At 69.7% G+C, this 20,024-nt stretch carries 18 protein-coding genes; 8 read left to right on the top strand and 10 right to left on the bottom strand.

Annotated features, from left to right (window positions below; all coding sequences use genetic code 11):
* The first annotated feature begins 23 nt into the window (after nt 1–23).
* Nucleotides 24–458, top strand: a complete 435-nt coding sequence (locus ABAZ39_RS02340; RefSeq protein WP_038526350.1) for a hypothetical protein — start codon at nt 24–26, stop codon at nt 456–458.
* 20 nt (nt 459–478) lie between these two features.
* Here ABAZ39_RS02340 and ABAZ39_RS02335 read toward each other — a convergent pair whose 3' ends face one another.
* The 6 genes from ABAZ39_RS02335 to pedF form a co-directional block, all read right to left on the bottom strand.
* Nucleotides 479–1,144: a response regulator gene (locus tag ABAZ39_RS02335; RefSeq protein WP_014241328.1), complete on the bottom strand. Its 666-nt coding sequence runs from the start codon at nt 1,142–1,144 to the stop codon at nt 479–481.
* Nucleotides 1,145–1,370: 226 nt separating this feature from the next.
* Nucleotides 1,371–3,122 (bottom strand): methanol/ethanol family PQQ-dependent dehydrogenase, encoded by a 1,752-nt coding sequence (locus tag ABAZ39_RS02330; protein WP_038526346.1) that lies wholly within the window; start codon nt 3,120–3,122, stop codon nt 1,371–1,373.
* Between the two features lie 272 nt (nt 3,123–3,394).
* The gene (locus tag ABAZ39_RS02325) at nt 3,395–4,327 is read right to left on the bottom strand and encodes a quinoprotein relay system zinc metallohydrolase 1 (RefSeq protein WP_038526343.1); all 933 of its coding nucleotides are present in this window, start codon (nt 4,325–4,327) and stop codon (nt 3,395–3,397) included.
* The gene (locus ABAZ39_RS02320; RefSeq protein WP_038526340.1) at nt 4,324–5,124 is read right to left on the bottom strand and encodes a quinoprotein dehydrogenase-associated SoxYZ-like carrier; all 801 of its coding nucleotides are present in this window, start codon (nt 5,122–5,124) and stop codon (nt 4,324–4,326) included. The genes ABAZ39_RS02325 and ABAZ39_RS02320 overlap by 4 nt, the downstream gene beginning before the upstream one ends.
* 161 nt (nt 5,125–5,285) lie before the next feature.
* On the bottom strand, nt 5,286–6,146 hold the full coding sequence (locus ABAZ39_RS02315; protein ID WP_038526337.1) for a substrate-binding periplasmic protein: 861 nt from the start codon (nt 6,144–6,146) through the stop codon (nt 5,286–5,288).
* Nucleotides 6,143–6,586 carry a cytochrome c-550 PedF gene (gene pedF, locus ABAZ39_RS02310; RefSeq protein ID WP_038526334.1) on the bottom strand — a complete coding sequence of 148 codons (444 nt, stop codon included), beginning with the start codon at nt 6,584–6,586 and terminating at the stop codon, nt 6,143–6,145. Before pedF ends, ABAZ39_RS02315 begins: the two co-directional genes overlap by 4 nt.
* 264 nt (nt 6,587–6,850) lie before the next feature.
* Between pedF and pedA1 the strand changes: the two genes are divergently transcribed.
* From pedA1 to pedC, 4 genes are read left to right on the top strand one after another with little or no spacing between them, the layout of a single operon-like run.
* Complete coding sequence (pedA1, locus tag ABAZ39_RS02305; RefSeq protein ID WP_081862855.1) at nt 6,851–8,023, top strand: lanthanide ABC transporter ABC transporter substrate-binding protein PedA1; 1,173 nt, start codon at nt 6,851–6,853, stop codon at nt 8,021–8,023.
* 39 nt (nt 8,024–8,062) lie between these two features.
* Nucleotides 8,063–9,031 (top strand): YVTN family beta-propeller repeat protein, encoded by a 969-nt coding sequence (locus ABAZ39_RS02300; protein ID WP_038526328.1) that lies wholly within the window; start codon nt 8,063–8,065, stop codon nt 9,029–9,031.
* 20 nt (nt 9,032–9,051) lie between these two features.
* Nucleotides 9,052–9,792 carry a lanthanide ABC transporter ATP-binding protein PedB/LutE gene (gene pedB, locus ABAZ39_RS02295; protein WP_038526325.1) on the top strand — a complete coding sequence of 247 codons (741 nt, stop codon included), beginning with the start codon at nt 9,052–9,054 and terminating at the stop codon, nt 9,790–9,792.
* The gene (pedC, locus tag ABAZ39_RS02290; RefSeq protein WP_038526322.1) at nt 9,789–10,613 is read left to right on the top strand and encodes a lanthanide ABC transporter permease protein PedC; all 825 of its coding nucleotides are present in this window, start codon (nt 9,789–9,791) and stop codon (nt 10,611–10,613) included. Before pedB ends, pedC begins: the two co-directional genes overlap by 4 nt.
* A 13-nt stretch (nt 10,614–10,626) precedes the next feature.
* On the opposite strand, the gene ABAZ39_RS02285 is transcribed toward pedC, so the two are convergent.
* Entirely contained in the window at nt 10,627–12,291 is a 1,665-nt protein-coding gene (locus ABAZ39_RS02285) for an NAD+ synthase (RefSeq protein WP_038526319.1), read from the bottom strand.
* 146 nt (nt 12,292–12,437) lie between these two features.
* Here ABAZ39_RS02285 and ABAZ39_RS02280 point away from each other — a divergent pair, with 146 nt between their 5' ends.
* The 3 genes from ABAZ39_RS02280 to ABAZ39_RS02270 all read left to right on the top strand — a co-directional run bounded on the left by ABAZ39_RS02280 (nt 12,438) and on the right by ABAZ39_RS02270 (nt 15,698).
* Nucleotides 12,438–14,006, top strand: coding sequence for an FAD-dependent oxidoreductase (locus ABAZ39_RS02280; protein ID WP_038526316.1), 1,569 nt, complete (start codon nt 12,438–12,440; stop codon nt 14,004–14,006).
* Between the two features lie 127 nt (nt 14,007–14,133).
* Nucleotides 14,134–15,129, top strand: a complete 996-nt coding sequence (locus tag ABAZ39_RS02275; protein WP_038526313.1) for a hypothetical protein — start codon at nt 14,134–14,136, stop codon at nt 15,127–15,129.
* 134 nt (nt 15,130–15,263) lie between these two features.
* Nucleotides 15,264–15,698, top strand: coding sequence for a nuclear transport factor 2 family protein (locus tag ABAZ39_RS02270; protein ID WP_038526310.1), 435 nt, complete (start codon nt 15,264–15,266; stop codon nt 15,696–15,698).
* Between the two features lie 27 nt (nt 15,699–15,725).
* Here the strand turns inward: ABAZ39_RS02270 and ABAZ39_RS02265 are convergent, their stop codons facing one another.
* The 3 genes from ABAZ39_RS02265 to ABAZ39_RS02255 all read right to left on the bottom strand — a co-directional run bounded on the left by ABAZ39_RS02265 (nt 15,726) and on the right by ABAZ39_RS02255 (nt 19,903).
* Nucleotides 15,726–16,880, bottom strand: coding sequence for a serine hydrolase domain-containing protein (locus ABAZ39_RS02265; protein WP_247881610.1), 1,155 nt, complete (start codon nt 16,878–16,880; stop codon nt 15,726–15,728).
* Between the two features lie 180 nt (nt 16,881–17,060).
* Entirely contained in the window at nt 17,061–18,752 is a 1,692-nt protein-coding gene (locus ABAZ39_RS02260; protein ID WP_051657755.1) for a glycosyltransferase family 39 protein, read from the bottom strand.
* Nucleotides 18,749–19,903: a glycosyltransferase family 2 protein gene (locus ABAZ39_RS02255; protein ID WP_038526304.1), complete on the bottom strand. Its 1,155-nt coding sequence runs from the start codon at nt 19,901–19,903 to the stop codon at nt 18,749–18,751. Before ABAZ39_RS02255 ends, ABAZ39_RS02260 begins: the two co-directional genes overlap by 4 nt.
* Nucleotides 19,904–20,024 lie beyond the last annotated feature (121 nt).

The raw sequence follows: 20,024 nt of genomic DNA, 5'->3' as shown, positions 1-20,024 counted from the left end.
CGACGAAACCGGCGGAGACGACGATGCGCACCCTGTTCCTGCCCCTGTTCCTGCTGGGCGCCGGCCTGGCGCTCCTGTCCGGCGCGGCGCGCGCCGGGGAGATCGTGATCCTCGACTCGCACGGTCCCAGCCCCAACCACGCCGACCGGTCGCGCGATCTGGCGATCATTGGCGATTCCGCCACCGGGTCCTCCATCGTCATCATCGAGCGGACGACGCGCGACGAGCAACTCGGTCGACGCGACCCCGGCCTGGAGGCCCGGCGCGCCGTGCGCAAGGCGGAGGCGAAGCGGCGCAGCAAGGACAAGGACTGGTCGGATTGGGCGGAGTTCGACGGCCATGCCCTGGACGGCTTCGGCTGGCTCGACGGCCCGGTGCCGCTCGGCTTCGGGCGGGGCGATCCGGGACAGGAGGCGGCGCGCGCCGCCGCGGACGCGCGGCGGATGCGGAACCGCTGAGCCGAAAAAGGCCCGCCGGCTCAAATGCCGAAGCGGGCCTTTTCCAGTTGCAGGCGGTTGGCGAAGACCACGGCCTGGGTGCGGCTGTAGACCTTCAGCTTTTGCAGGATCGCCGAGACGTGGGCCTTCACGGTGGTTTCCGTGATGCTCAGCTCATAGGCGATTTCCTTGTTCAGCTTGCCGGTGCCCAGCATCTCCAGCACGCGGAGTTGCTGCGCCGTCAGGGTGGACAGGCGGCGGGCGATCTCCGCCGTTTCCTCGTCCTCCGCCGCGGCCCCCTCCTCGACCGAGGCCGGCAGATAGACCTCCCCGGCCAGGATTTGGCGCAGCGCGCCGGCGATGGCGTCCCGCGGCGTTGATTTCGGGATGAAGCCGGCGGCGCCGCAGCGCACCGCCTCCAGCATCACCTTGCGGTCCTCGTGCGCCGAGACGACGGCGACGGGGATGGCCGGGAAGCGGCGGCGCAGGGCGATCAGCCCGGTCAGCCCGTTCATGCCCGGCATGTTGAGGTCGAGCAGGACGAGGTCCGGCTCCCCCTTGCCGCCGTGCATGGAGTCGAGGATGGAGATGGTTTCGTCCAGGCAACCGGCCTCGTGGATCTCCTGCGCCTGGCAGGAATAGAGGACGGCGCTGCGCAGGGCGTCGCGCACCAGCGGATGATCGTCCGCAATCAGAATTCGGCTCATGGCGTGGTTCCCACGCTCATCGTTTCGGGGCGTTTCCGGGTCCGATCATGCCGGACTGTTCAAGAATGCGCAAGGACGGGAACGGGTATTCCCCAAAACAGACGATCGTAGGCAATTCCGTTTTAAATCCATGCCCAAATCCTCTTGCAAGCGGTTCGCAAGAAAAGACGGCCCGAAGTTTTCGGGCCGCCCTTTCCTGGTCCGGTCACGGCATGGGGTTTCCCCCTCAGGCCTTCGGCAGCTTGAAGACCCAGAGCGACCCGCCCTGGTTGATGTCCTTGACCAGCTTGGCAACGTCGCCGCCCCACAGCGGCACCGCACCGCCCCAGCCGGAGACCACGGCCACATACTGCTCGCCGTCCTGTTCCCAGGTGACCGGGGAGCCGACGACGCCGGAGCCGGTGTTGAACTTCCAGACCTCTTTGCCGGACTTCGCGTCGAAGGCCTTCAGGTAGCCCTCCGGCGTGCCGGTGAAGACGAGGTTGCCGCCGGTGGTCAGCACGCCGCCCCACAGCGGCGCCGGGTTCTTGTATTCCCAGACGATCTTGCCGGTCTTCGGGTCGATGGCGCGCAGCGCGCCGATGTAGTCGTCGTACAGCGGCTTGATGGTGAAGCCGGCGCCCAGATAGGCGGCACCCTTCTTATAGGTGATCGGCTCGTTCCAGATGTCCATGCCCCACTCGTTGGCCGGAACGTAGAACAGCTCGGTCGCCGGGCTGTAGGCCATCGGCATCCAGTTCTTGGCGCCGAGGAAGGCCGGGGCGGAGAAGACCGACGTGCCCTTCTCCGCACCGACCGGGGTGCCCGGACGGTTGTCGTCGTTGTAGACCGGCCGCCCGGTCTTCACGTCGATCTCCTTGGCCCAGGTGATCTTGGTGACGAAGGGCGAGGCGCTCAGCAGCTTCCCGTTGGTGCGGTCGAGCACGTAGAAGAAGCCGTTGCGGTCGGCCTTGGCGCCGGCCTTGATGGTCTGGCCGTCCTTCTTGAGGTCGAAGGAGACCAACTCGTTCACGCCGTCGAAGTCCCAGCCGTCGTGCGGCGTGGTCTGGTAGTGCCACTTGATGTCGCCGTTGGCCGGGTCGATGGCCAGCGTCGAGGAGGTGTAGAGATTGTCGCCCGGACGCAGGTGCGAGTTCCAGGGCGCCGGGTTGCCGGTGCCGAAGAACAGCGTCTTGGTTTCCGGGTCGTAGGTGCCGCCCAGCCAAGTGGCGCCGCCGCCGGTCTTGTAGAGATCGCCCGACCAGCTGGCGTTCATCACGCCGGTCATGGTCGATTCCTTGCCATTGAGGGTGCCCATGTTGCCCTCGATGGTCGGACGCTGCCAGACCAGCTCGCCCGTCTCGGCGTCGCGCGCCTCGACCATGCCGATGATGCCGAACTCGCCGCCGGAATTGCCGGTGATGACCTTGCCGTCGACGATCAGCGGGGCGGCGGTCGCCGAGTAGCCGGCCTTGTAGTCCTCGATCTTCTTCGACCAGACCACCTTGCCGGTGTCCTTGTTCAGCGCGACCAGACGGGCGTCCAGCGTCGCGAAGTAGATCTTGTCCTTGTAGAGCGCGGCGCCGCGGTTCACCACGTCGCAGCAGGGCATGATGCCTTCGGGCAGGCGGTGGTCGTACTGCCACTTCTTCTGCCCGGTCTTCACGTCCACGGCGTAGAGGCGCGAGTAGGAGCCGGTGACGTAGATCGTGCCGTCATGGATAAGCGGCTGCGACTCCTGCCCGCGCTGCTTCTCGCCACCGAAGGAGAAGGACCACACCGGCACCAGCCCCTTGACGGTGTCCGGGTTCAGCTTGTCGAGCGGGCTGAAGCGCTGCGCCTGAGGACCCATGCCGTAGGTCAGGACGTCGCCCGTCGACTTGGCGTCGTTCAGCAGGTCGTCGTTGCCCGGCCCATCAGCGGCCAATGCGGGGCCGCTCAGACCAAGGCCGGCGGCCATGGCGCTTGCAAGCAGGCAGGTGCGGAAGAGACGCTTCATGGTGCGGATACCTCCCAGGGGAATGGACAGCCGGAGGCGCGGGCAGAGATCATGCGCAGACGAATTGGCGGAATCCGTCTGCCTCGTCCGCCCGCCTCGGCTTCTTTTCGGAACAATCAGGGGTTCGACGCAGGGGCGACGCGGCATCGCGAGGCCCCTATCCTTCTGACAATAAAGCAGTTTACCGGCGCCCCAATTGGGGTCCATTGGCAAATAGTCGAATGGGCGGAGCGTTCTGCTGGACAGCGGGAACCGTTTCATTGCGAACGGCTTCAATTCACCCGCGGCAGCACGGCCTTCTCGATCCGCGGCCAGAGATGCGAGACGGAGCGCCGGTACTCCTCGCGCAGCACACCCATCCCGGCGAAGCGCTCGGGGATCGGCGCGTCGAGCAGTTCGGCCATGTCGGCCCCGGCCTCCGCCCGCTCGCGCAGGGTTCGGTCCAGCCACATCAGCCAGTCGCGGGTCTGGGCAATGGCGGCCTTGTCGGAGCGGATGCGCCCGTGGTTGGGCACCAGAACCGTCACCTCCAGCGCGTCCAAGGCGTCGAGCGCCGCCAGCCACTTTCCGATGTCGGCGTGGGGCGTCGTCGGCGTCCGGTCGCAGAAGACGACTCCGCCGGCGAACAGCACGCCCGTCGTCTCGTCCAGGATGGCGAGGTCGGCGGCGGTGTGGCCCTCCAGCGGGATCAGCCGCAGCCGGTGCGAACCGAAGACGACGGTGGAGCCGTAGACCGCCTCGGTCGGGACCAGCGGCTCGGTGCCGCGCATCCAGTCGCCGACGAGGCGGTACATGTTCTCGGTCATCCCCTGCCCCTCGGTCTTGATGCCCTCGATGGTGCCGGGGAGGGCGGCGATTGGCACGTCGGCGAAGGCGCGGTTGCCCAGCCAGTAGTCGGGGTGCAGGTTGCTGACGAAGACCTTGCGGATCGGCTTGTCGGTGACCGTGGCGATGGCCGCGCGCATCTCCTCGCCGAAGCGGCGCGACGGGCCGGTCTGGATCACGATCACCCCGTCGTCGGTCACGATGAAGCCGGGGTTGAGGATGTTGCCGCCGTTGGTGCGGGTGAAATGCTCCCGCGTTCCCTCGAAGACCCAGGTGTCCGGCGCGATGGCGACGGGCTTCAGAGTGTAGGTCAGCGGGCCGGCGGCCCAGCCCGGCGCGACGGAGACGACCAGCAGGAGAAAGGTGATGAGCGCTCTCATGGCAGCGCTCCCTGGACCCAGGGAAGCGGGATGGCCGCCTTCACCTCGCCGCCCTGGTTGTCGCGCCCGTCGAGCGTCAGGCTGCGCGCGCCCGTTCCGGGCTGCACCTCAAGCGTGAAGACGGGGTTCTCGGACAGCGGCTCCGCCGTTTGCAGCCGGGCCAGCGCCCGCCCGTCGGCGTCGCGCAGGGTCAGCGCCTCGATGAAATAGGCGGGGATGCCGGCGACCAGACCGGTGTCCATGGGATGGCGGACGAGGAAGCGGACGCGCGTCGCCTTGTCTTCCCCCGTCGGCGCCCAGGCGCGGCCCTGCACCTCGCCCACATGGTCGGCCCAGTCGGCGGCGGCGTAGGTCGCGGGCGGCGCGGTGCAGCCGCCGCCCGCCGCGTCGAGCAGCTTGCCGCCGATGTGCCAGACGCCGTCCGGCGTGCGGGCGGCGGCGCGCAACGGTGTGGCCTGCTGCACCTTGAAACGCGTGGCGATCACCGGCTTCGCCGCCAGCGGCTGGAAGCGCAGGATGACCGGGAAGGGGTTGAGGTCGGCGAACAGCACCATCTCCTCCACCGCGCCCAGCGCCGTGGCGTCGGCCATCACCGGGACGGCGGCGGCGTTCTCGGCGTTGTCGGGGGCGGTGACGGTCACGCGATCGTCGAACTGCACGGGGGCGGTGCCGAACAGCTCCGGCCGCAGCACGTCCCACATGACCGAGGCGAGCGGGTCGGCGGGGTCCGGCGGGCCAGCGTAAGCCGGGCTGGAGAGCGCGGCCAGGAGCGCAAGGGCATTCAGAACGGTCTTCACCTTGGGTCCCTCCCGATTCTTGACAGCCTTTTTGCCTCCACAGCCTTTGCCCCCTCCCTAACCCTCCCCCGCCTTTGGCGAGGGAGGAAATTTGGGCGGAAGCGGCGGCAGTCCCCTCTCCCGCGCAAGCGGGGGAGGGCTAGGGAGGGGCCGCAGCCGCATCACTCCAGCGGAATCGCGTTGTGCGTCACCCCATGTTTCCGGAAGATCGCTGGCAAACTCCCGTCCTCCAGCATCGCGGTCACCGCGTCGCCCACTGCGTAGGCGAGGTCGCGGGAGTTCTCCTTCACCGCCATGCCGATGTCCCAGTTCGACGCCATCATGCCGGGGAAGGTCACCGGGGTGATCGGGAAGCCGGCGGCGCGGTCGCCCAGCGCGGCCTCCACCTGGCTCTGCGTCGCGACGACGGCGGCGACGTCGCCCTTGACCAGAGCCTCGACCGCCTCGGGGATCGTCATGTAATGGACCAGCCGCTCGCGCAGCCGCCCGCCGAAGGCCCCCAGCAGGTAGAAGTCGGGGATGCTGTCGATCTCCACCCCCACCGGCTCGTCGGGCAGGGAGGCCAGCATCGGCTGGGTCATGCGCATCGGGTTGCGGGCCAGCGCGAAGCCCTCGCGCTGGTAGGGGCCGAACAGCACGGCCTCCGGGTTGCGCAGCCCGAACTCCTTCTGATAGGGCACATGCATCATCACGTCGGCCACGCCGCCCCCGACGACCGGGCCGCGCCACACCGCGTTGCGCAGGTCGTCCGACACGGCCTCCCCGGCGGTCAGCTCCATGAACTCGACGCCGACGCCCAGCCGCCCGGCGATGGCGCGTGCAATGTCCACGTCCACCCCGACCAGGGCGCCGCCCTTGCGGTAGGAGAAGGGCGGGTTGTCGCGATAGACCGCGACCATCAGCCGCCCGGCGGCCACCACGTCGTCCAACGGGCGCGCGCCGGCGCGCCGGGGGAGAACCCCGGCGGCCAGCGCGGCGGCGGCGAAGGACAGCAGGTGGCGCCGCGTCGGAGGCGCCGTCATTCCTCGTGCACCGTTTCCAGCCACGACCGGATGGCCCACAGCGCCTCCTGGCCCAGCGCCTCGCCAAAGCGCGGCATGTAGGTGACGCCGTTGCGGATCGAGCCGTTGATCACCCGCTCCTTGAACCACTCGTCGCCGGTGTCGCCCTTGTCCAGAAAGCGCAGGTCCGGGGCGATGCCGCCCGACACCGCGCCCAGCCCGTGGCAGCGCGCGCAGTTCTGGTTGAAGGCGGAGGACCCGATCTCGATCGCCCGCGGGTTGCCGCGGTAGGGGTTCGCGTCGCGCCAGTCCTCGCCCAGCTTGTCGAGGCCGGTGGTGTCCACCGCCTGGGGGGTCACGTCGCCGTGGGCGAAGGCCGCCGTGGGGACAACCATGGAGGCGACGGCGGCCGCGCCGGTCAGGAAACCGGCCATCGCAAGCCGGAGAAGCCGTGCGTTCATAAGGGGCGTCCTCATTCAGAGAAGATGCGAAGGGAGCGTTGTCCGTTGCCCCGGAGCATAGCGGGCGGTCCGTGCCGCCAATAATTGGACTTTGGTAGCAACCGTGCGTCGAGCCCGCCGTGATCGGACCGAACCGCAATTTTCCGCCCGCGCAATCGTACCAAAGTTGCATTCCGGGACGCCGCCAGGCGGGGATACCCTGATCTCCCGAAACCAGGCGAGTGCAAACCCGCGATGCGTTTCAGCCTTTGGTTACCCTCCTTGATGCAGATCGCCTTGCTGGCCGGCGGGCTTTGCGCCTCGCCGGCCGCCTTTTCGCAGGAGGCGACGCCCGCGGACAACTCCACCGTCCGCATCGCCTACCTGACGCAGGAGGTCGAGCATCCCCCCGCCCTGTCCAACCTCGATGAACCGCCCGCCGACGAAGGGTTGGCCGGCGCCCATCTCGCCGTGGCCGACAACAATTCCACCGGTCGCTTCCTCAAGCAGCGCTTCGAGTTGGAGGCGGTGACCGTCCCCATCGATGGCGACCCGGCGCAGGCGCTGCGCGACCTCGCCGCCGCCGGGCACCGCATCGTCGTGCTGGACCTGCCCGGCGAGACGCCCGGCGCGCTGGCCCGCCTGCCGGAGGCGGCGAATCTGCTGCTGTTCAACGCCGGCTCGACCGACGACAGCCTGCGCAACGCGCTGTGCGCGCCCAACCTGCTGCACACGGCACCCGACCGCGCCATGCTGGCCGACGCGCTGGCCCAGTATCTGGCGGTCAAGCGCTGGACGAAGTGGCTGCTGATCGTCGGCACCCGGCCCGAGGACCGGCTCTACGCCGCCGCGGTGAAGCGGGCGGCCAAGCGCTTCGGCGCCGAGGTGGTCGAGGAGAAGACCTGGAGCGAGGACCATGACGCCCGCCGCACCGCCCAGGCCGAAATGCCGGTCTTCACCCAGGGCAAGCGCCACGACGTGGTGATCGTCGCCGACGAGATCGGCGACTTCGGCGATTATGTCCTGTACCGCACCTGGGAGCCGCGCCCGGTCGCCGGCACGCAGGGCCTCGTCCCCACCAACTGGCACCGCGCCCACGAGGCGTGGGGGGCCGCACAGCTCCAGTCCCGCTTCAAGGCCGCCGTCCAGCGCACCATGCTGCCCCGCGACCACGCCGTCTGGGCCGCCATCCGCGCGGTGGGCGAGGCGGCGACCCGCACCCGCTCCACCGATCCGGCGGCGCTGGCCGCCTACATCCGCGGGCCGGATTTCACGCTGGCCGCCTTCAAGGGCGTGCCGCTGTCCTTCCGCAGCTGGGACGGGCAGCTCCGCCAGCCGATGCTTCTCGCCGCCGACCGCTCGCTGGTGTCCGTCTCGCCGCAGGACGGCTTCCTGCACCCCAGGACCGAACTCGACACGCTGGGCCACGACCAGCCCGAAACGGGTTGCCGTCGCTGACCTTCCCCAACCGCTTCCGCCGATAAGGACGCCGCCCCGATGACCACCGCCCGCTCCCTTCTCCTCGCCGCCCTGCTGGCCGGCTGCGCCGTTCCTGCTTTGGCGGAGACCGTCTATGTGTCGAACGAGAAGGACAACACCCTGTCCATCATCGACGGCGCGACCCTGACGGTGACGGAGACGGTGAAGGTCGGGCGGCGCCCCCGCGGCATCACGCTGAGCGCGGACGGCAAGCATCTCTACATCTGCGCCAGCGACGACGACACGGTGCAGGTGATGGACCTCGCGACCAAGAAGATCCTGCACAACCTGCCCTCGGGCGAGGACCCGGAGCTGTTCGCCCTGCACCCCGACGGCAAGCACCTGTTCATCGCCAACGAGGAGAGCAACGTCGTCACCATCGTCGACGTGCCCAGCCGCAAGGTCGCCTATCAGGTGGATGTCGGCGTTGAGCCGGAGGGTATGGCGGTCAGCCCCGACGGCAAATGGGCGGTGAACACGTCGGAGACGACGAACATGGTCCATTGGATCGACACCGAGAAGCGCGCCGTCGTTGACAACACGCTGGTCGACGCCCGCCCGCGCTACGCCCAGTTCAGCAAGGACGGCAGCCGCCTGTGGGTGTCGGCGGAGATCGGCGGCACCCTGTCGGTGATCGACACGGCCAGCCGCAAGGTGGCTCAGACCATCCGCTTCAAGATCAAGGGCGTGCCCCAGGACCGCATCCAGCCGGTGGGCATCAAGCTGACCGACGACGGGCGCTACGCCTTCGTTGCGCTCGGCCCGGCAAACCATGTCGCGGTGGTGGACGCCCAGACCTTCGCGGTGAAGGACTATCTGCTGGTCGGCCGCCGCGTCTGGCAGCTCGACCTGTCGCCCGACCAGAAGCGGCTCTACGCCACCAACGGCGTGTCGGGCGACGTGTCGGTGATCGACGTGGACAGCCTGAAGGTCGTCAAGTCGATCAAGGTCGGCCGCTACCCCTGGGGCGTCGCGGTGAAGGGCTAAGCGGGTGGAAGGGTAAGGGCATGGCGGAACCGGCGCTGTTGATCGAAGGGCTGAGCTACGCCTACGGGCGCGGAACCTTCGCGCTGAAGGACGTGTCGCTGGCGGTCGGGGCGGGGTCCTTCACCGCCCTGCTCGGCCCCAACGGGGCGGGCAAGACGACGCTGTTCGCCCTGGTCACCCGCCTGTTCGAATCGCCGGGCGGCACCATCCGCATCGGCGGCATCGACCTGCGGCGGGAGCCGGCCCAGGCGCTCGGCCGCATGGGGGTGGTGTTCCAGCAACCCACGCTCGACCTCGACCTGACGGTGCGGCAGAACCTGCTCTATTTCGCGGCCCTGCACGGCATCCCCCGCCGCACCGCCGAGGCCCGCGCGCGGGAATCGCTGGAGCGGCTGGGCATGGCGGAGCGCATCGGTGAGACGGTGCGGGCGCTGAACGGCGGCCACCGCCGCCGGGTGGAGCTGGCCCGCGCCCTGCTGCACGAGCCGGCCCTGCTGGTGCTGGACGAGCCGACCGTCGGGCTGGACGTCCCGGCGCGGCGCGCCATCGTCGAGCATGTCCACGCGCTGTGCCGGGAGCGCGGCATCGCCGTGCTTTGGGCCACCCACCTGATCGACGAGATCGGCGACGGCGACCGCGTCGTGGTGATCCATCGCGGCCGGGTCCGCGCCGCCGGGCCGGTGACGGAGGTGAACCGCGCGACCGGGGCGGACACGCTGACCGAGAGCTTCACCCGGCTCACCGCAAAGGAGGCGGCGTGACGGCCCCCGTCCACAATGGCCCCGCCCATTACGCGCGCGCGCTCGGCGGAATCGTCGGGCGCGAGGTGCTGCGCTTCGTCCACCAGCGGGAGCGCTTCCTGTCGGCCCTGGTCCGGCCCCTGCTCTGGCTGTTCGTCTTCGCGGCGGGCTTCCGCGCGGCGCTGGGCATCGCCATCACCCCGCCCTACGAAACCTACATCCCCTACGAGGTCTACATCGTTCCCGGCCTTGCCGGGATGGTGCAGCTGTTCAACGGGATGCAAAGCTCGCTGTCGATGGTCTACGACCGCGAGATGGGCAGCATGCGGATGCTGCTGGTCAGCCCCCTGCCCCGCTGGTTCCTGCTGACGGCGAAGCTGCTGGCCGGAACGGCGGTGTCGATCCTCCAGGTCTACGCCTTCCTCGCCGTCGCCTGGGTCTACGGGGTGCAGGCGCCGCCGCTCGGCTACCTCACGGTGCTGCCGGCCCTGGTGGTCAGCGGGCTGATGCTGGGGGCGCTGGGGATGCTGCTGTCCTCGGCCATCCGCCAGCTGGAGAATTTCGCGGGCGTGATGAACTTCGTCATCTTCCCGATCTTCTTCCTGTCCACCGCGCTCTATCCGCTATGGAAGATGCAGGAGGCCGGGGAGCTTCTGTATTTTCTGTGCACCGTCAACCCGTTCAGCCAAGCGGTCGAGCTGATCCGCTTCGCGCTGTATCTGGACGCGAACCTGCCGGCGCTGGGCTGGACGGTGCTGGCGCTGGCCCTGTTCCTGGGCGGCGCGGTCTACGGCTACAACCCGGCGCAGGGCTTCCTGGCGCGGAAGACCGGCGGGGAGTAGGAAGAGCCCACCCTCACAGGAGGCTGCCGAACCCGTTGGTGATCGGGTAGCGGCGCTCGCGGCCGAACTGCCGCCGGGTGATCTTCGGGCCGGGAGGCGCCTGACGGCGCTTGTATTCGGCCACATGCAGCATGCCCCAGACCGCGTTGACCACTTCCGGCGCGTGGCCACGGGCGACGATCTCCGCGACGCCCAGGTCCTCCTCGATCAGGCAGCGCAGGATGTCGTCCAGCGCCTCGTAAGGCGGCAGCGTGTCCTGGTCGGTCTGGCCGGGACTCAGCTCGGCGGTCGGAGCCTTGACCAGCACCCGCTCCGGCACGACGCGGCCGGCCGGGCCGAGCGCGCCCTGCGGCACATGCGCGTTGCGCCAGCGCGCCAGGGCGTAGACCGTCGTCTTGTAGACGTCCTTCAGCACGGCGAAGCCGCCGCACAGATCGCCGTAGAGCGTGGCGTAGCCGACCGACATCTCCGACTTGTTGCCGGTGGACAGCACCATCGGGCCGAACTTGTTGGACAGCGCCATCAACGTGACGCCGCGGGAGCGCGCCTGGATGTTCTCCTCGGTCACGTCCGGGTCGCGCCCGGCGAAGGCCGGCCGCAGCATCCGCTCGAACGCCTCCATCGCCGGCAGGATGGAAACGGTGTCGAGCCGGCAGCCCAGCAGCTCCGCCGACTCCGCGGCGTCCTCCTGGCTCTCCGGCGCGGTGTGGGGCGACGGCATCATCACGCCATGCACCCGCTCGGCGCCCAGCGCGTCCACCGCGATGGCCGCCGCCAGCGCCGAATCGATGCCGCCCGACAGACCGAGGATCACGCCGGGGAAACGGTTCTTGGCCACATAGTCGCGCAAGGCCAGCACCAGCGCCGCGTAAACCGACTCCAGCTCGTCGGGCGGGGCGACGCACTCCGTGTCGGCGCAGCTCCACACATCGTCCTCGCCGCGTTCCCAGCGGGTGATCAGCAGATGCTCGGCGAAGGCGGGGGCCTGCGCGGCCAGCCGGCAATCGGCGCCCAGCGCGAAGCTGGAGCCGTCGAAGACCAGCTCGTCCTGCCCGCCCACCTGATTCACGTAGAGCAGCGGCAGGCCGGAGTCGGTGACCCGCCGGACGGCGAGCTGCACGCGCTGGTCGTGCTTGCCCAGCTCGAACGGGCTGCCGTTGGGAACCACCAGGATCTCCGCCCCGCTCTCCGCCAGCGTCTCGATCACGTCGGCGGACCACATGTCCTCGCAGATCGGTACGCCCAGCCGCACGCCGCGGACGTTGATCGGGCCGGGCAGCGGGCCGGGGTCGAAAAGGCGCTTCTCGTCGAAGACGCCGTAGTTCGGCAGGTCCACCTTGAAGCGGGTCGCCGCGATCCGCCCGCCGTCGAGCAGCAGGGCGGCGTTGTGGCGTTTGTCGCCGTCGCGCCAGGGCGCGCCGACCAGCAGGGCCGGACCGCCGTCCGCCGTCTCGGCGGCGAGTTCACGCACCGCCCGCTCCACCACGTCCAGGAAGAAGGGCTTCAGCACCAGATCCTCCGGCGGGTAGCCGGTCACCGCCAGCTCCGGGCAGACCATCAGGTCGGCGCCGCGCGCGGCGGCCTCCGCCCGCGCGTTGCGGATGCGGTCGATGTTGGCGGTGATGGCGCCGACGGTCGGGTTGATCTGGGCCAGCGCGATGGAAAGGCGGTCGGTCATGGCGGCGTCGTCCGGTGAAGCGGCGGATCGGCGACACCGTAACAGCCGGAGGCCGGGGGCGGAAGCGGCGCACGGCCGCAGCGGAACCGCGCCACCAAACGCTGTGTTGCCGGAAGGACAGGACGCCAACAGAAGGATGACCGGTCATGCAACAGTCCGGGCAGAGTTCCGGTGCCACGACCTCCGTCTGGATGGACCGCGGCGGGGCGGCGATGCCCGCCGGGACGGTCGCCCCCACCGCCGCGGGGCTGGGCGCCCTGCAACCCGATGTGATCGTCGTCGGGGCCGGCATCGCCGGGGTCACCGCGGCCTATCTGCTTCAGCGCTCCGGCAAGTCGGTGCTGCTGCTGGACGACGGGCCGCCGGGCGGCGGCGAGACCGGGCGCACCACGGCGCATCTCTCCAACGTCATCGACGACCGCTTCACCGAGATCGAACGGCTGCACAGCGAGTCCGGCGCCTGCATGGCCGCGGACAGCCACGGCGCCGCCATCGACACCATCGAGCGGATTGCCCGCGAGGAAGACATCGACTGCGGCTTCGCCCGGCTCGACGGCTATCTGATGCTGGCGCCGGGGCAGGACCCCGCCGGGCTGGACCGCGAGCGCGACGCCGCCCGCCGTGCCGGACTGGACGATGTGGAGTGGTTGGACGCCCCGCCCATCCGGCATCCCGGCCCCTGCCTGCGCTTCCCCCGGCAGGCGCGCATCCACGCGCTGGACTATCTGGCCGGGCTGACCCGCGCCTTCCTGGCGCGCGGCGGCGCGCTGGCCACCGGGGCGCATGTCTCCACGATCCGGCAGGACGGCGAGCGCGTGCGCGTCGAGGCCGGACCGGACCACGCGCTGGTCGAGGCCGATGCGGTGGTCGTCGCCACCAACTCCCCGATCAGCGACCGCTTCGCCATCCATTCCAAGCAGGCGCCCTACCGCACCTACGCCATCTCCCTGCGGGTGCCGAAGGGCAGCGTGCCCGACGCCCTCTATTGGGACACGCTCGACGCCTATCATTATGCGCGGCTCCAGCCGGAGGCCGACCACGACCGGCTGATCGTCGGCGGCGAGGACCACAAGACCGGCGAGGCCCGCGACATGGCCGAGCGCTGGGCCGCGCTGGAGGCCTGGACGCGCGCGCATTTCCCCCAGGCCGGGGCGGTCGAGCACCGCTGGTCCGGGCAGGTGATGGAGCCCTTCGACGGGCTGGCCTTCATCGGCCCCGACCCGGCCTATGGCGGGCGGGTCTTCGTCGCGACCGGCGACAGCGGCATGGGCATGACCCACGGCACCATCGCCGGGCTGGTCCTGTGCGAGCTGATCCACGGCAGCGGCAGCCCGTGGGCCGCGCTGTACGATCCCGGCCGCAAGATGACCAACAAGCTCGGCACCTATCTGCGGGAGAACCTGGACGTGGCCCGCCACTTCCTGCCCTACGTCCAGGGGCCGGAGTTGGAGGGCGAGGACCGCATCGAGCCCGGACAGGGCGCGGTCCTGAAATCGGGCGTCTGGCCCGTCGCCGTTTTCCGCGACGAGTCGGGGGTGCTGCACCGCCGCTCCGCCATCTGCCCTCATCTGAAATGCGTGGTGCGCTGGAATCCCGGCGAGCGGAGCTGGGACTGCCCCTGCCACGGCTCCCGCTTCGCGGTGGATGGGACGGTTCTGAACGGTCCGGCCACCCAGCCCCTCGCGCCCGTGGAGGACTCCGCAAGCAAAAACTGATAAAATCCTTCGAAACCGAAGAGTTTCGACCGGGCGTTGCAGGAGCCCTGCGACGAATTAACCTGTGGTAAAGGACTCCGGTACGATCATACCCTAACGGCGAAACGATCACGCGCGGGAGGCGGCGATGTATTACTCGGAAATGTCCGGACCGACAGGGACGACCAGTACGGTCCTGCAACAGGCGAACAACGCCAAGAAGGCAACCGAGAGCAAGGCCGCGGACGGCGCCAAGGCCGCAACCACCGCTGCCGCCACCACCGCCGACGCCGCGACTCCCGCGAAAAGCGCCAGCCCGGCCTACACGATCAGCCAGTCGATGGAAAACCTGCTCGACAACCTGTCGGGCAAGAAGCCCGCGGCGGGTGCCGATGGCGCGAACGCCGGTGCGGCGGGCGACGCGGCCAGCGGCGGCAAGACCGGCGCCCAGGCGATGGCCGACCGGGCCAAGCAGGCCGAGCAGATCATGCAGAAGGCGCTGGAGCAGTCCAAGGGCCTCTCCGGCCTGTTCGAGAAGGCCATCGACAACATGGCCGGCGACCTCGGCAGCCTGCTCGGCGGGCTGGGGATGTCGGACGACGACGTGAAGGGCGCCGTCGGCGATTTCGGCAGCGCCATGAAGGACAAGCTGAAGTCCATGGATTTCAGCCAGATGGGCATGAGCATGCAGGAAGCCCGCTCGCAGTGGTCCATCGAGTCCCGCGGCATGGAACTGACCATCCAGGACGGCGACAAGTCGGTCCGCATCTCCTTCGCCAAGTCCACCCTGGATTTCACCCGCGAGGACCGTGGGCTGGCGGCCACGCTGAACGCGGACGGCTCGGGCAGCGCCATGTTCTCCGCCGCCACGACCAAGGTGTCCGGCAAGGCCACCGGCATGATCGTCCGCGCCAACGGCTTCAGCGACGACGAGATCAAGGGCGTCCTGGAAAAGCTGAACGGCATGGCCGCGAAGGGCGGGATGAACGGCCTCGGCGCCCTGACCCCGACCAAGAGCGCCGATGGCGTGATGCACTTGAACCTCGACCTGTCGCAGCCCATCGCCGGCTTGACCGACGGCAGCAGCAGCGCCAAGAGCGGCGCTACGGCGGACACGGCCCAGAAGGTCGACATCACGGCGTGAGGAAGAGCGGGCCGTTTTCCCGGAAGGAGTGCCCGCAAAAGGGGTGCGATCTGTGATAATGGGGGCCGGCGCTTGCCGTCGAGCCGGCTCCCTGTATAGAAGCGGCTTTCGCTGTTTCGGAGATTCGCTTCCCCATGACCGACCGCCCCACGACCGACCGCAACGCCATTCTGGCCGCGAACCGGGCTTTCTACCAAGCCTTCACCGGGCGTGACTTTCCCGCCATGGACCGGCTGTGGGCCTCCCGCCTGCCCGTGTCCTGCATCCATCCCGGCTGGACCATTCTGTTCGGCCGGGAAGCGGTGGTGTCGAGCTGGCAGGACGTGCTGCGTTCCCCCCGCGGCCCGGCGGTGCAGGCGCGCAACGAACGCGTCAGCCTGTACGGCGACACCGCGGTCGTCCTTTGCGAAGAGATCGTGGGAGACGCCGTTCTGGTCGCGACCAACCTGTTCGCGCGCGAGGACGGCGAGTGGCGGCTGGCCCACCACCAGGCCGGACCGGTCGCCGAACCCGCCTCACAGATCCTGACGCCGCCCGACCGCCTGCCGCCCGGCGGCCTGCTGCACTGAGCCCGGCCCCTCTTTCCCCTCGCGCGTTCAGCGGCGCTCCGCCGCCCTCTCCAGCTGCCAGATCAGATCGCCCACCACCCGGTCGGCGGTGATCCGCTCGGGGTCGCTGTTGGTCAGGGCCACCGCGGCCCAGCGGTGGGCGCGTGAGAAGGCGATGTAGGCGTTGAAGCCGCCGGTGGAACCGGAATGCCAGAGGATCGGCGTGCCGTCCGCCGCCCAGGCGACGAACCAGCCCAGCGCCATCGCCCCCTGCCCCAGCGCCCCCGGATCGCGCAGCGCCCGCCCGTCCACCTGCACCGACTGGGCGAGCGCCAGCGTCGCGGCGGTCTCGTCGTCGCAGGCGGCCTTTCCCAGGCCGGTGCAGTCGCCCATGTTGGCGCGCAGCCAGCGCAGCAGGTCGTCGGCGGTGGAGTAGAGGCCGAAGGAGGGCTGCATGGCCGGCGCCTCCCAATCGGGGACCACCTGCCCGCGGGCGTGGCCCACCGCCTTGCGGGCACGCTGCCCGGCCGTGGGTGCCAGCGTGGTGTCGGTCATGCCGAAGCGGTCGGTGACCACCCGCTTCAACAGCGTCTCGTAGGGAATGCCCGACGCGGTGGACAGCGCCTCCCCCAGCACCGCCATGCCGACGTTGGAGTAGCGGAAGCGTGTGCCCGGCGGCACCGTCAGGCTGAAGCCGGACAGCCACGATCCCACCTCCTCCCGCGTCAGCGGCTTGTAGGGGTTGCGCGGGTCCTCCAGCCGGCTCCACGAGAAGCGCGGAGTCTCCGGCACGTTGGGCAGCCCCGCCGTGTGGGTGGCAAGGTCGAGCAGGCGGATCGGCGTGCCGTCGAAGTCCGGGGCGTGGACCGGTTTGGGCAGATGGCGGGCCAACGGGTCGGTCGGGGCGACCCGCCCGGCGCGGATCAGCTCCGCCAGAATGGTGCCGGTGAAGGGCTTGGTCAGGGAGGCGATCTGGAACAGGGTCCGCCCGTCCGGCGGGCCGCCGTCGGGCCGCCCGCTGTCGCCGCGCCCGACGACGAGGCTGCGCCCGTCGCGGATCACCCCGACGACGATGCTGCCCGCCCCCGCCTCCTCAAGACGGCGATCGGCCAACGCCGTCACCGCCTCCCGAAGACGGTCCGGGGGCACCGCGTCCGCCGGGGCCGGGGCCGTCGCCCAGACGGTGAGCGCAAGAAATGACACGACACCGAGCACCGGCCCCCGCATCCCCACCCTCCGTCATCGGCGCGCGGAATGGGCGCGCTGAAGGAAGAGTGGGAAGCGGTCCCGCCCGCCGGTACGCCCGCGGACGGACATCACGCCAACGGAGCAGGCCATGCCGGGCGGGTTAGACCGCTGAGAGGCAGGCTACTCGGCCGGATTTTATTCGGTCGGTATCTCCGCCAGCGGCGGGCGGCGGTCCTTCACGATGGTCAGCGGCACGTCATCGGCAGCGATCTCGATGATCGGCTGGCCGCCCAGCAGGCTGGGGCACTGCTTGACCTGGGTGAAGGCCATGAAGAAATCGGCCTTGCGCCAATCCAGACCGGTGCCGTTGACCAGCTTCAGCCAGGGCGGCAGCTCGAAGCGGACGGCCAGCGTGTTGCCACAGACCGACAGGGTGTACTGGCGCGGCGGGGCCTTGCCGCCGTTCTCACGCTCCACCAGGGCGACCAGCTCGGCCAGCGCCTCGTGCTGGGAGTTGCCCCAGTAATCCAGCTCGAACCGGCCCTCGGCGCCCTTCAGCCCGCCGGCGAACTGGTTGTAGTAGACGTACTGGTTCGGGTGCATGGCGCCGAGCTGCCACGCGTACAGCACGGCCACCGCGATGGCCGCCGCCCCGTACGCCTGCCCCGTACGCCGGCCCAGCGCCTCGGCCCCGCTCCACAGCCGGTCGAAGGCGATGCCGGCCAGCACCGCCATCGGCGGCGCCACGAACAGGAAATGGCGGATGCCGTTGTAGACGGACGGGCGCATCAGCATGAACAGGATCACCGGCAGGAACGCCGCCAGCGCCAGCGGCACCCAGCGCACCGCGCCGAAGGCGCCGTCCACGTTCCGCCAGCCGCCGCGCACCACCCACAGGGCGGCCAGCACCACCGCGGCCAGGGTGCCCAGCAGCACCGCCTCCGGCAGCTTCACCCCCAGATAAACCGGCAGATAGAGCGCCGGCGGGGCGGCGGAGCTGACCATCTGCCCCATGAACAGCGTCTGGATGTCGATGGGGAAGTGCGAGACGACGCGCAGCGCCTCCAGCGGGTTCAGCGGCTTCTGCACCGCCCAGGGCCAGAACAGCGCCATCACCCCGTAGGCCAACGGAATGGCCGGCAGCAGGGGCGGCACGGAGCGCCGGACGACGCCGAAGGCCGGCCGCAGCCCACCCTGCCACGCCACCAGCACCACATAGAGCGCCAGCGCCACCGCGAGGTAGAAGCCGGCCAGCACCCCGCCCACCCGGATCGACAGGGTCAGGCCCAGCGCCAGCCCGAACTTCAGCACGGCGCTGCGGCGCGGGGCCGGCATCTGGCCGATGATGCGGGTGGCGAAATAGAGCGTCCACACCATGCCCGCGGCGAAGGGAACGTCCTTGGTGTTGTTGAACATGGCGCCGTAATAGACGCCGGACAGCGCCAGCAGCGCCGCCGCCAGGAAGCCCGCCCGCGGCCCGGCCAGCAGCCGCGCGTAGCGCCAGCAGCCGGCGATGCCCAGCACCCCGACCAGCGCGCACAGCAGGTGGCGCGTCTCGTACTCCTCGAACGGCGAGATCGGGACCACCAGGGCGGTCACCAGATCGAACAGCCCGCCATACAGGTACAGATCCTTGAAATGGAAGGCCGACCGGTCGGTGAAGCCGGACAGGTAGAAGGACAGCAGCTTCTTGCCGTAGATGTGCTGCACCTCCTCGTCGGTGCTGATCCCGTAGTTCCGGAAGGTCAGCGCGGCGAGGATGATCAGGCACAGCAGAAGCGCGCGCGCCATGTCGTCCCACAGGGCACCGGCGCGGCGTTGCGACAGCGCGCCCGCCGGGGGCGCCGCCCCGAGGGGATTCAGGCCGAGCGGCGGCATCAGGCTCATGAAGGGCGGTCCTCGCTTCCGGGCCGGCGCCAAGCGCCTGCGTTGGCCCCCGGATTGGCCGCTGGATTGGATGCCGGAACCGCGGCCTCATCCTCGAAACCGTGCGCGGAGCGGACGATGTAAAGGGGGCGTCCCTTCACCTCGTTGAACACGCGGCCCAGATAGTCGCCGATGACCCCCAGCGTGACGAGCTGGATGCCACCCATGAACAGCACCGCGGCCAGCAGCGATTCATAGCCGGGCACGTCGATGCCGTAGATCAGGGTGCGCAGCAGGCGCAGCAGGATGTAGACGAAGGCGAAGCCGGAGATCGCCATGCCCACCAGACTCCACACCCGCAGCGGGAAGGTGGAGAAGGCGGTCAGCCCGTCGAAGGACAGGCTGAGCAGCTTCAGGAAGCCCCATTTGGTGTCGCCGCCGGCGCGCTCCCCCTGCTGATAGGGGATGCTGGCCTGACGGAAACCGACCCAGGCGAAGATGCCCTTCATGAAGCGCGTGCGTTCCGGCATGCGGTTGATGACGTCGACCACCCGGCGGTCCATCAGCCGGAAGTCGCCGACCTCGCGCGGCAGCTTGACCTCCGACAGGTTGTCGAAGATCCAGTAGAAGGCGCGGGCGAACACCCGGTGCTTCAGGCTCTGTCCCACCCGCGCGTGGCGCACGGCGACGACCACGTCGTAGCCCTCGCGCCATTTGGCGAGGAACTGCGGCAGCAATTCCGGCGGGTGCTGCAAGTCGGCGTCCATCGGCACCACGGCGTCGCCGGTGGTGTGGCGCAGGCCGGCCGACAGGGCCAGCTCCTTGCCGAAGTTGCGCGACAGGTCGACCACCTTGACCCGCGCGTCGGCGTCATGGACGTCCAGCAGGCGGTCGAGCGTGTCGTCGCGGCTGCCGTCGTTGACGCAGACCACCTCCCACTCGGCGTCCAGCCGGTCGAGCACGGGCACCAGCCGCTCGAACAGCGCCGCGATGTTGGGGCCTTCGTTGTAGAAGGGGATCACCACCGACAGGCGCCCCCGCTTCGTGCGGGCGGAGCGCGACGGCTTCGGGGCGGAAGCGGCGTCACCGGTGATGGGGGCGGGTGTGGGGGCGGTGTTGGCGGAAGCCGCCAGAGTGGGCGCGTCGGTCGTGGGCGCGTCGGTCAGGGACATGGCCGGCCGTTGGGTCAGATGATCACGAGCCGGGTCGGAAGGGTCCTGGCAGGCGTCCCCGGCGGGGCGCTTCGCCCTTTGGCATATAGCACGATACATGTGGATGAGCAAAACGCCTCTA

The organism is Azospirillum argentinense, assembly GCF_000632475.1.
Taxonomy (GTDB): Bacteria; Pseudomonadota; Alphaproteobacteria; order Azospirillales; family Azospirillaceae; genus Azospirillum; species Azospirillum baldaniorum.
Note: the sequence above shows the minus strand (reverse complement) of the source record. Positions and strands in the feature narration are given on the sequence as shown.

Excerpts from the sequence above, each read along its gene's own strand:
- ABAZ39_RS02340 (WP_038526350.1), top strand. The coding sequence starts at position 24 with ATGCGCACCCTGTTCCTGCCCCTGTTCCTGCTGGGCGCCGGCCTGGCG.
- ABAZ39_RS02335 (WP_014241328.1), bottom strand. The coding sequence starts at position 1,144 with ATGAGCCGAATTCTGATTGCGGACGATCATCCGCTGGTGCGCGACGCC.
- ABAZ39_RS02330 (WP_038526346.1), bottom strand. The coding sequence starts at position 3,122 with ATGAAGCGTCTCTTCCGCACCTGCCTGCTTGCAAGCGCCATGGCCGCC.
- ABAZ39_RS02325 (WP_038526343.1), bottom strand. The coding sequence starts at position 4,327 with ATGAGAGCGCTCATCACCTTTCTCCTGCTGGTCGTCTCCGTCGCGCCG.
- ABAZ39_RS02315 (WP_038526337.1), bottom strand. The coding sequence starts at position 6,146 with ATGACGGCGCCTCCGACGCGGCGCCACCTGCTGTCCTTCGCCGCCGCC.
- pedF (WP_038526334.1), bottom strand. The coding sequence starts at position 6,586 with ATGAACGCACGGCTTCTCCGGCTTGCGATGGCCGGTTTCCTGACCGGC.
- pedA1 (WP_081862855.1), top strand. The coding sequence starts at position 6,851 with ATGCAGATCGCCTTGCTGGCCGGCGGGCTTTGCGCCTCGCCGGCCGCC.
- ABAZ39_RS02300 (WP_038526328.1), top strand. The coding sequence starts at position 8,063 with ATGACCACCGCCCGCTCCCTTCTCCTCGCCGCCCTGCTGGCCGGCTGC.
- pedB (WP_038526325.1), top strand. The coding sequence starts at position 9,052 with ATGGCGGAACCGGCGCTGTTGATCGAAGGGCTGAGCTACGCCTACGGG.
- ABAZ39_RS02285 (WP_038526319.1), bottom strand. The coding sequence starts at position 12,291 with ATGACCGACCGCCTTTCCATCGCGCTGGCCCAGATCAACCCGACCGTC.
- ABAZ39_RS02280 (WP_038526316.1), top strand. The coding sequence starts at position 12,438 with ATGCAACAGTCCGGGCAGAGTTCCGGTGCCACGACCTCCGTCTGGATG.
- ABAZ39_RS02275 (WP_038526313.1), top strand. The coding sequence starts at position 14,134 with ATGTATTACTCGGAAATGTCCGGACCGACAGGGACGACCAGTACGGTC.
- ABAZ39_RS02270 (WP_038526310.1), top strand. The coding sequence starts at position 15,264 with ATGACCGACCGCCCCACGACCGACCGCAACGCCATTCTGGCCGCGAAC.
- ABAZ39_RS02260 (WP_051657755.1), bottom strand. The coding sequence starts at position 18,752 with ATGAGCCTGATGCCGCCGCTCGGCCTGAATCCCCTCGGGGCGGCGCCC.
- ABAZ39_RS02255 (WP_038526304.1), bottom strand. The coding sequence starts at position 19,903 with ATGTCCCTGACCGACGCGCCCACGACCGACGCGCCCACTCTGGCGGCT.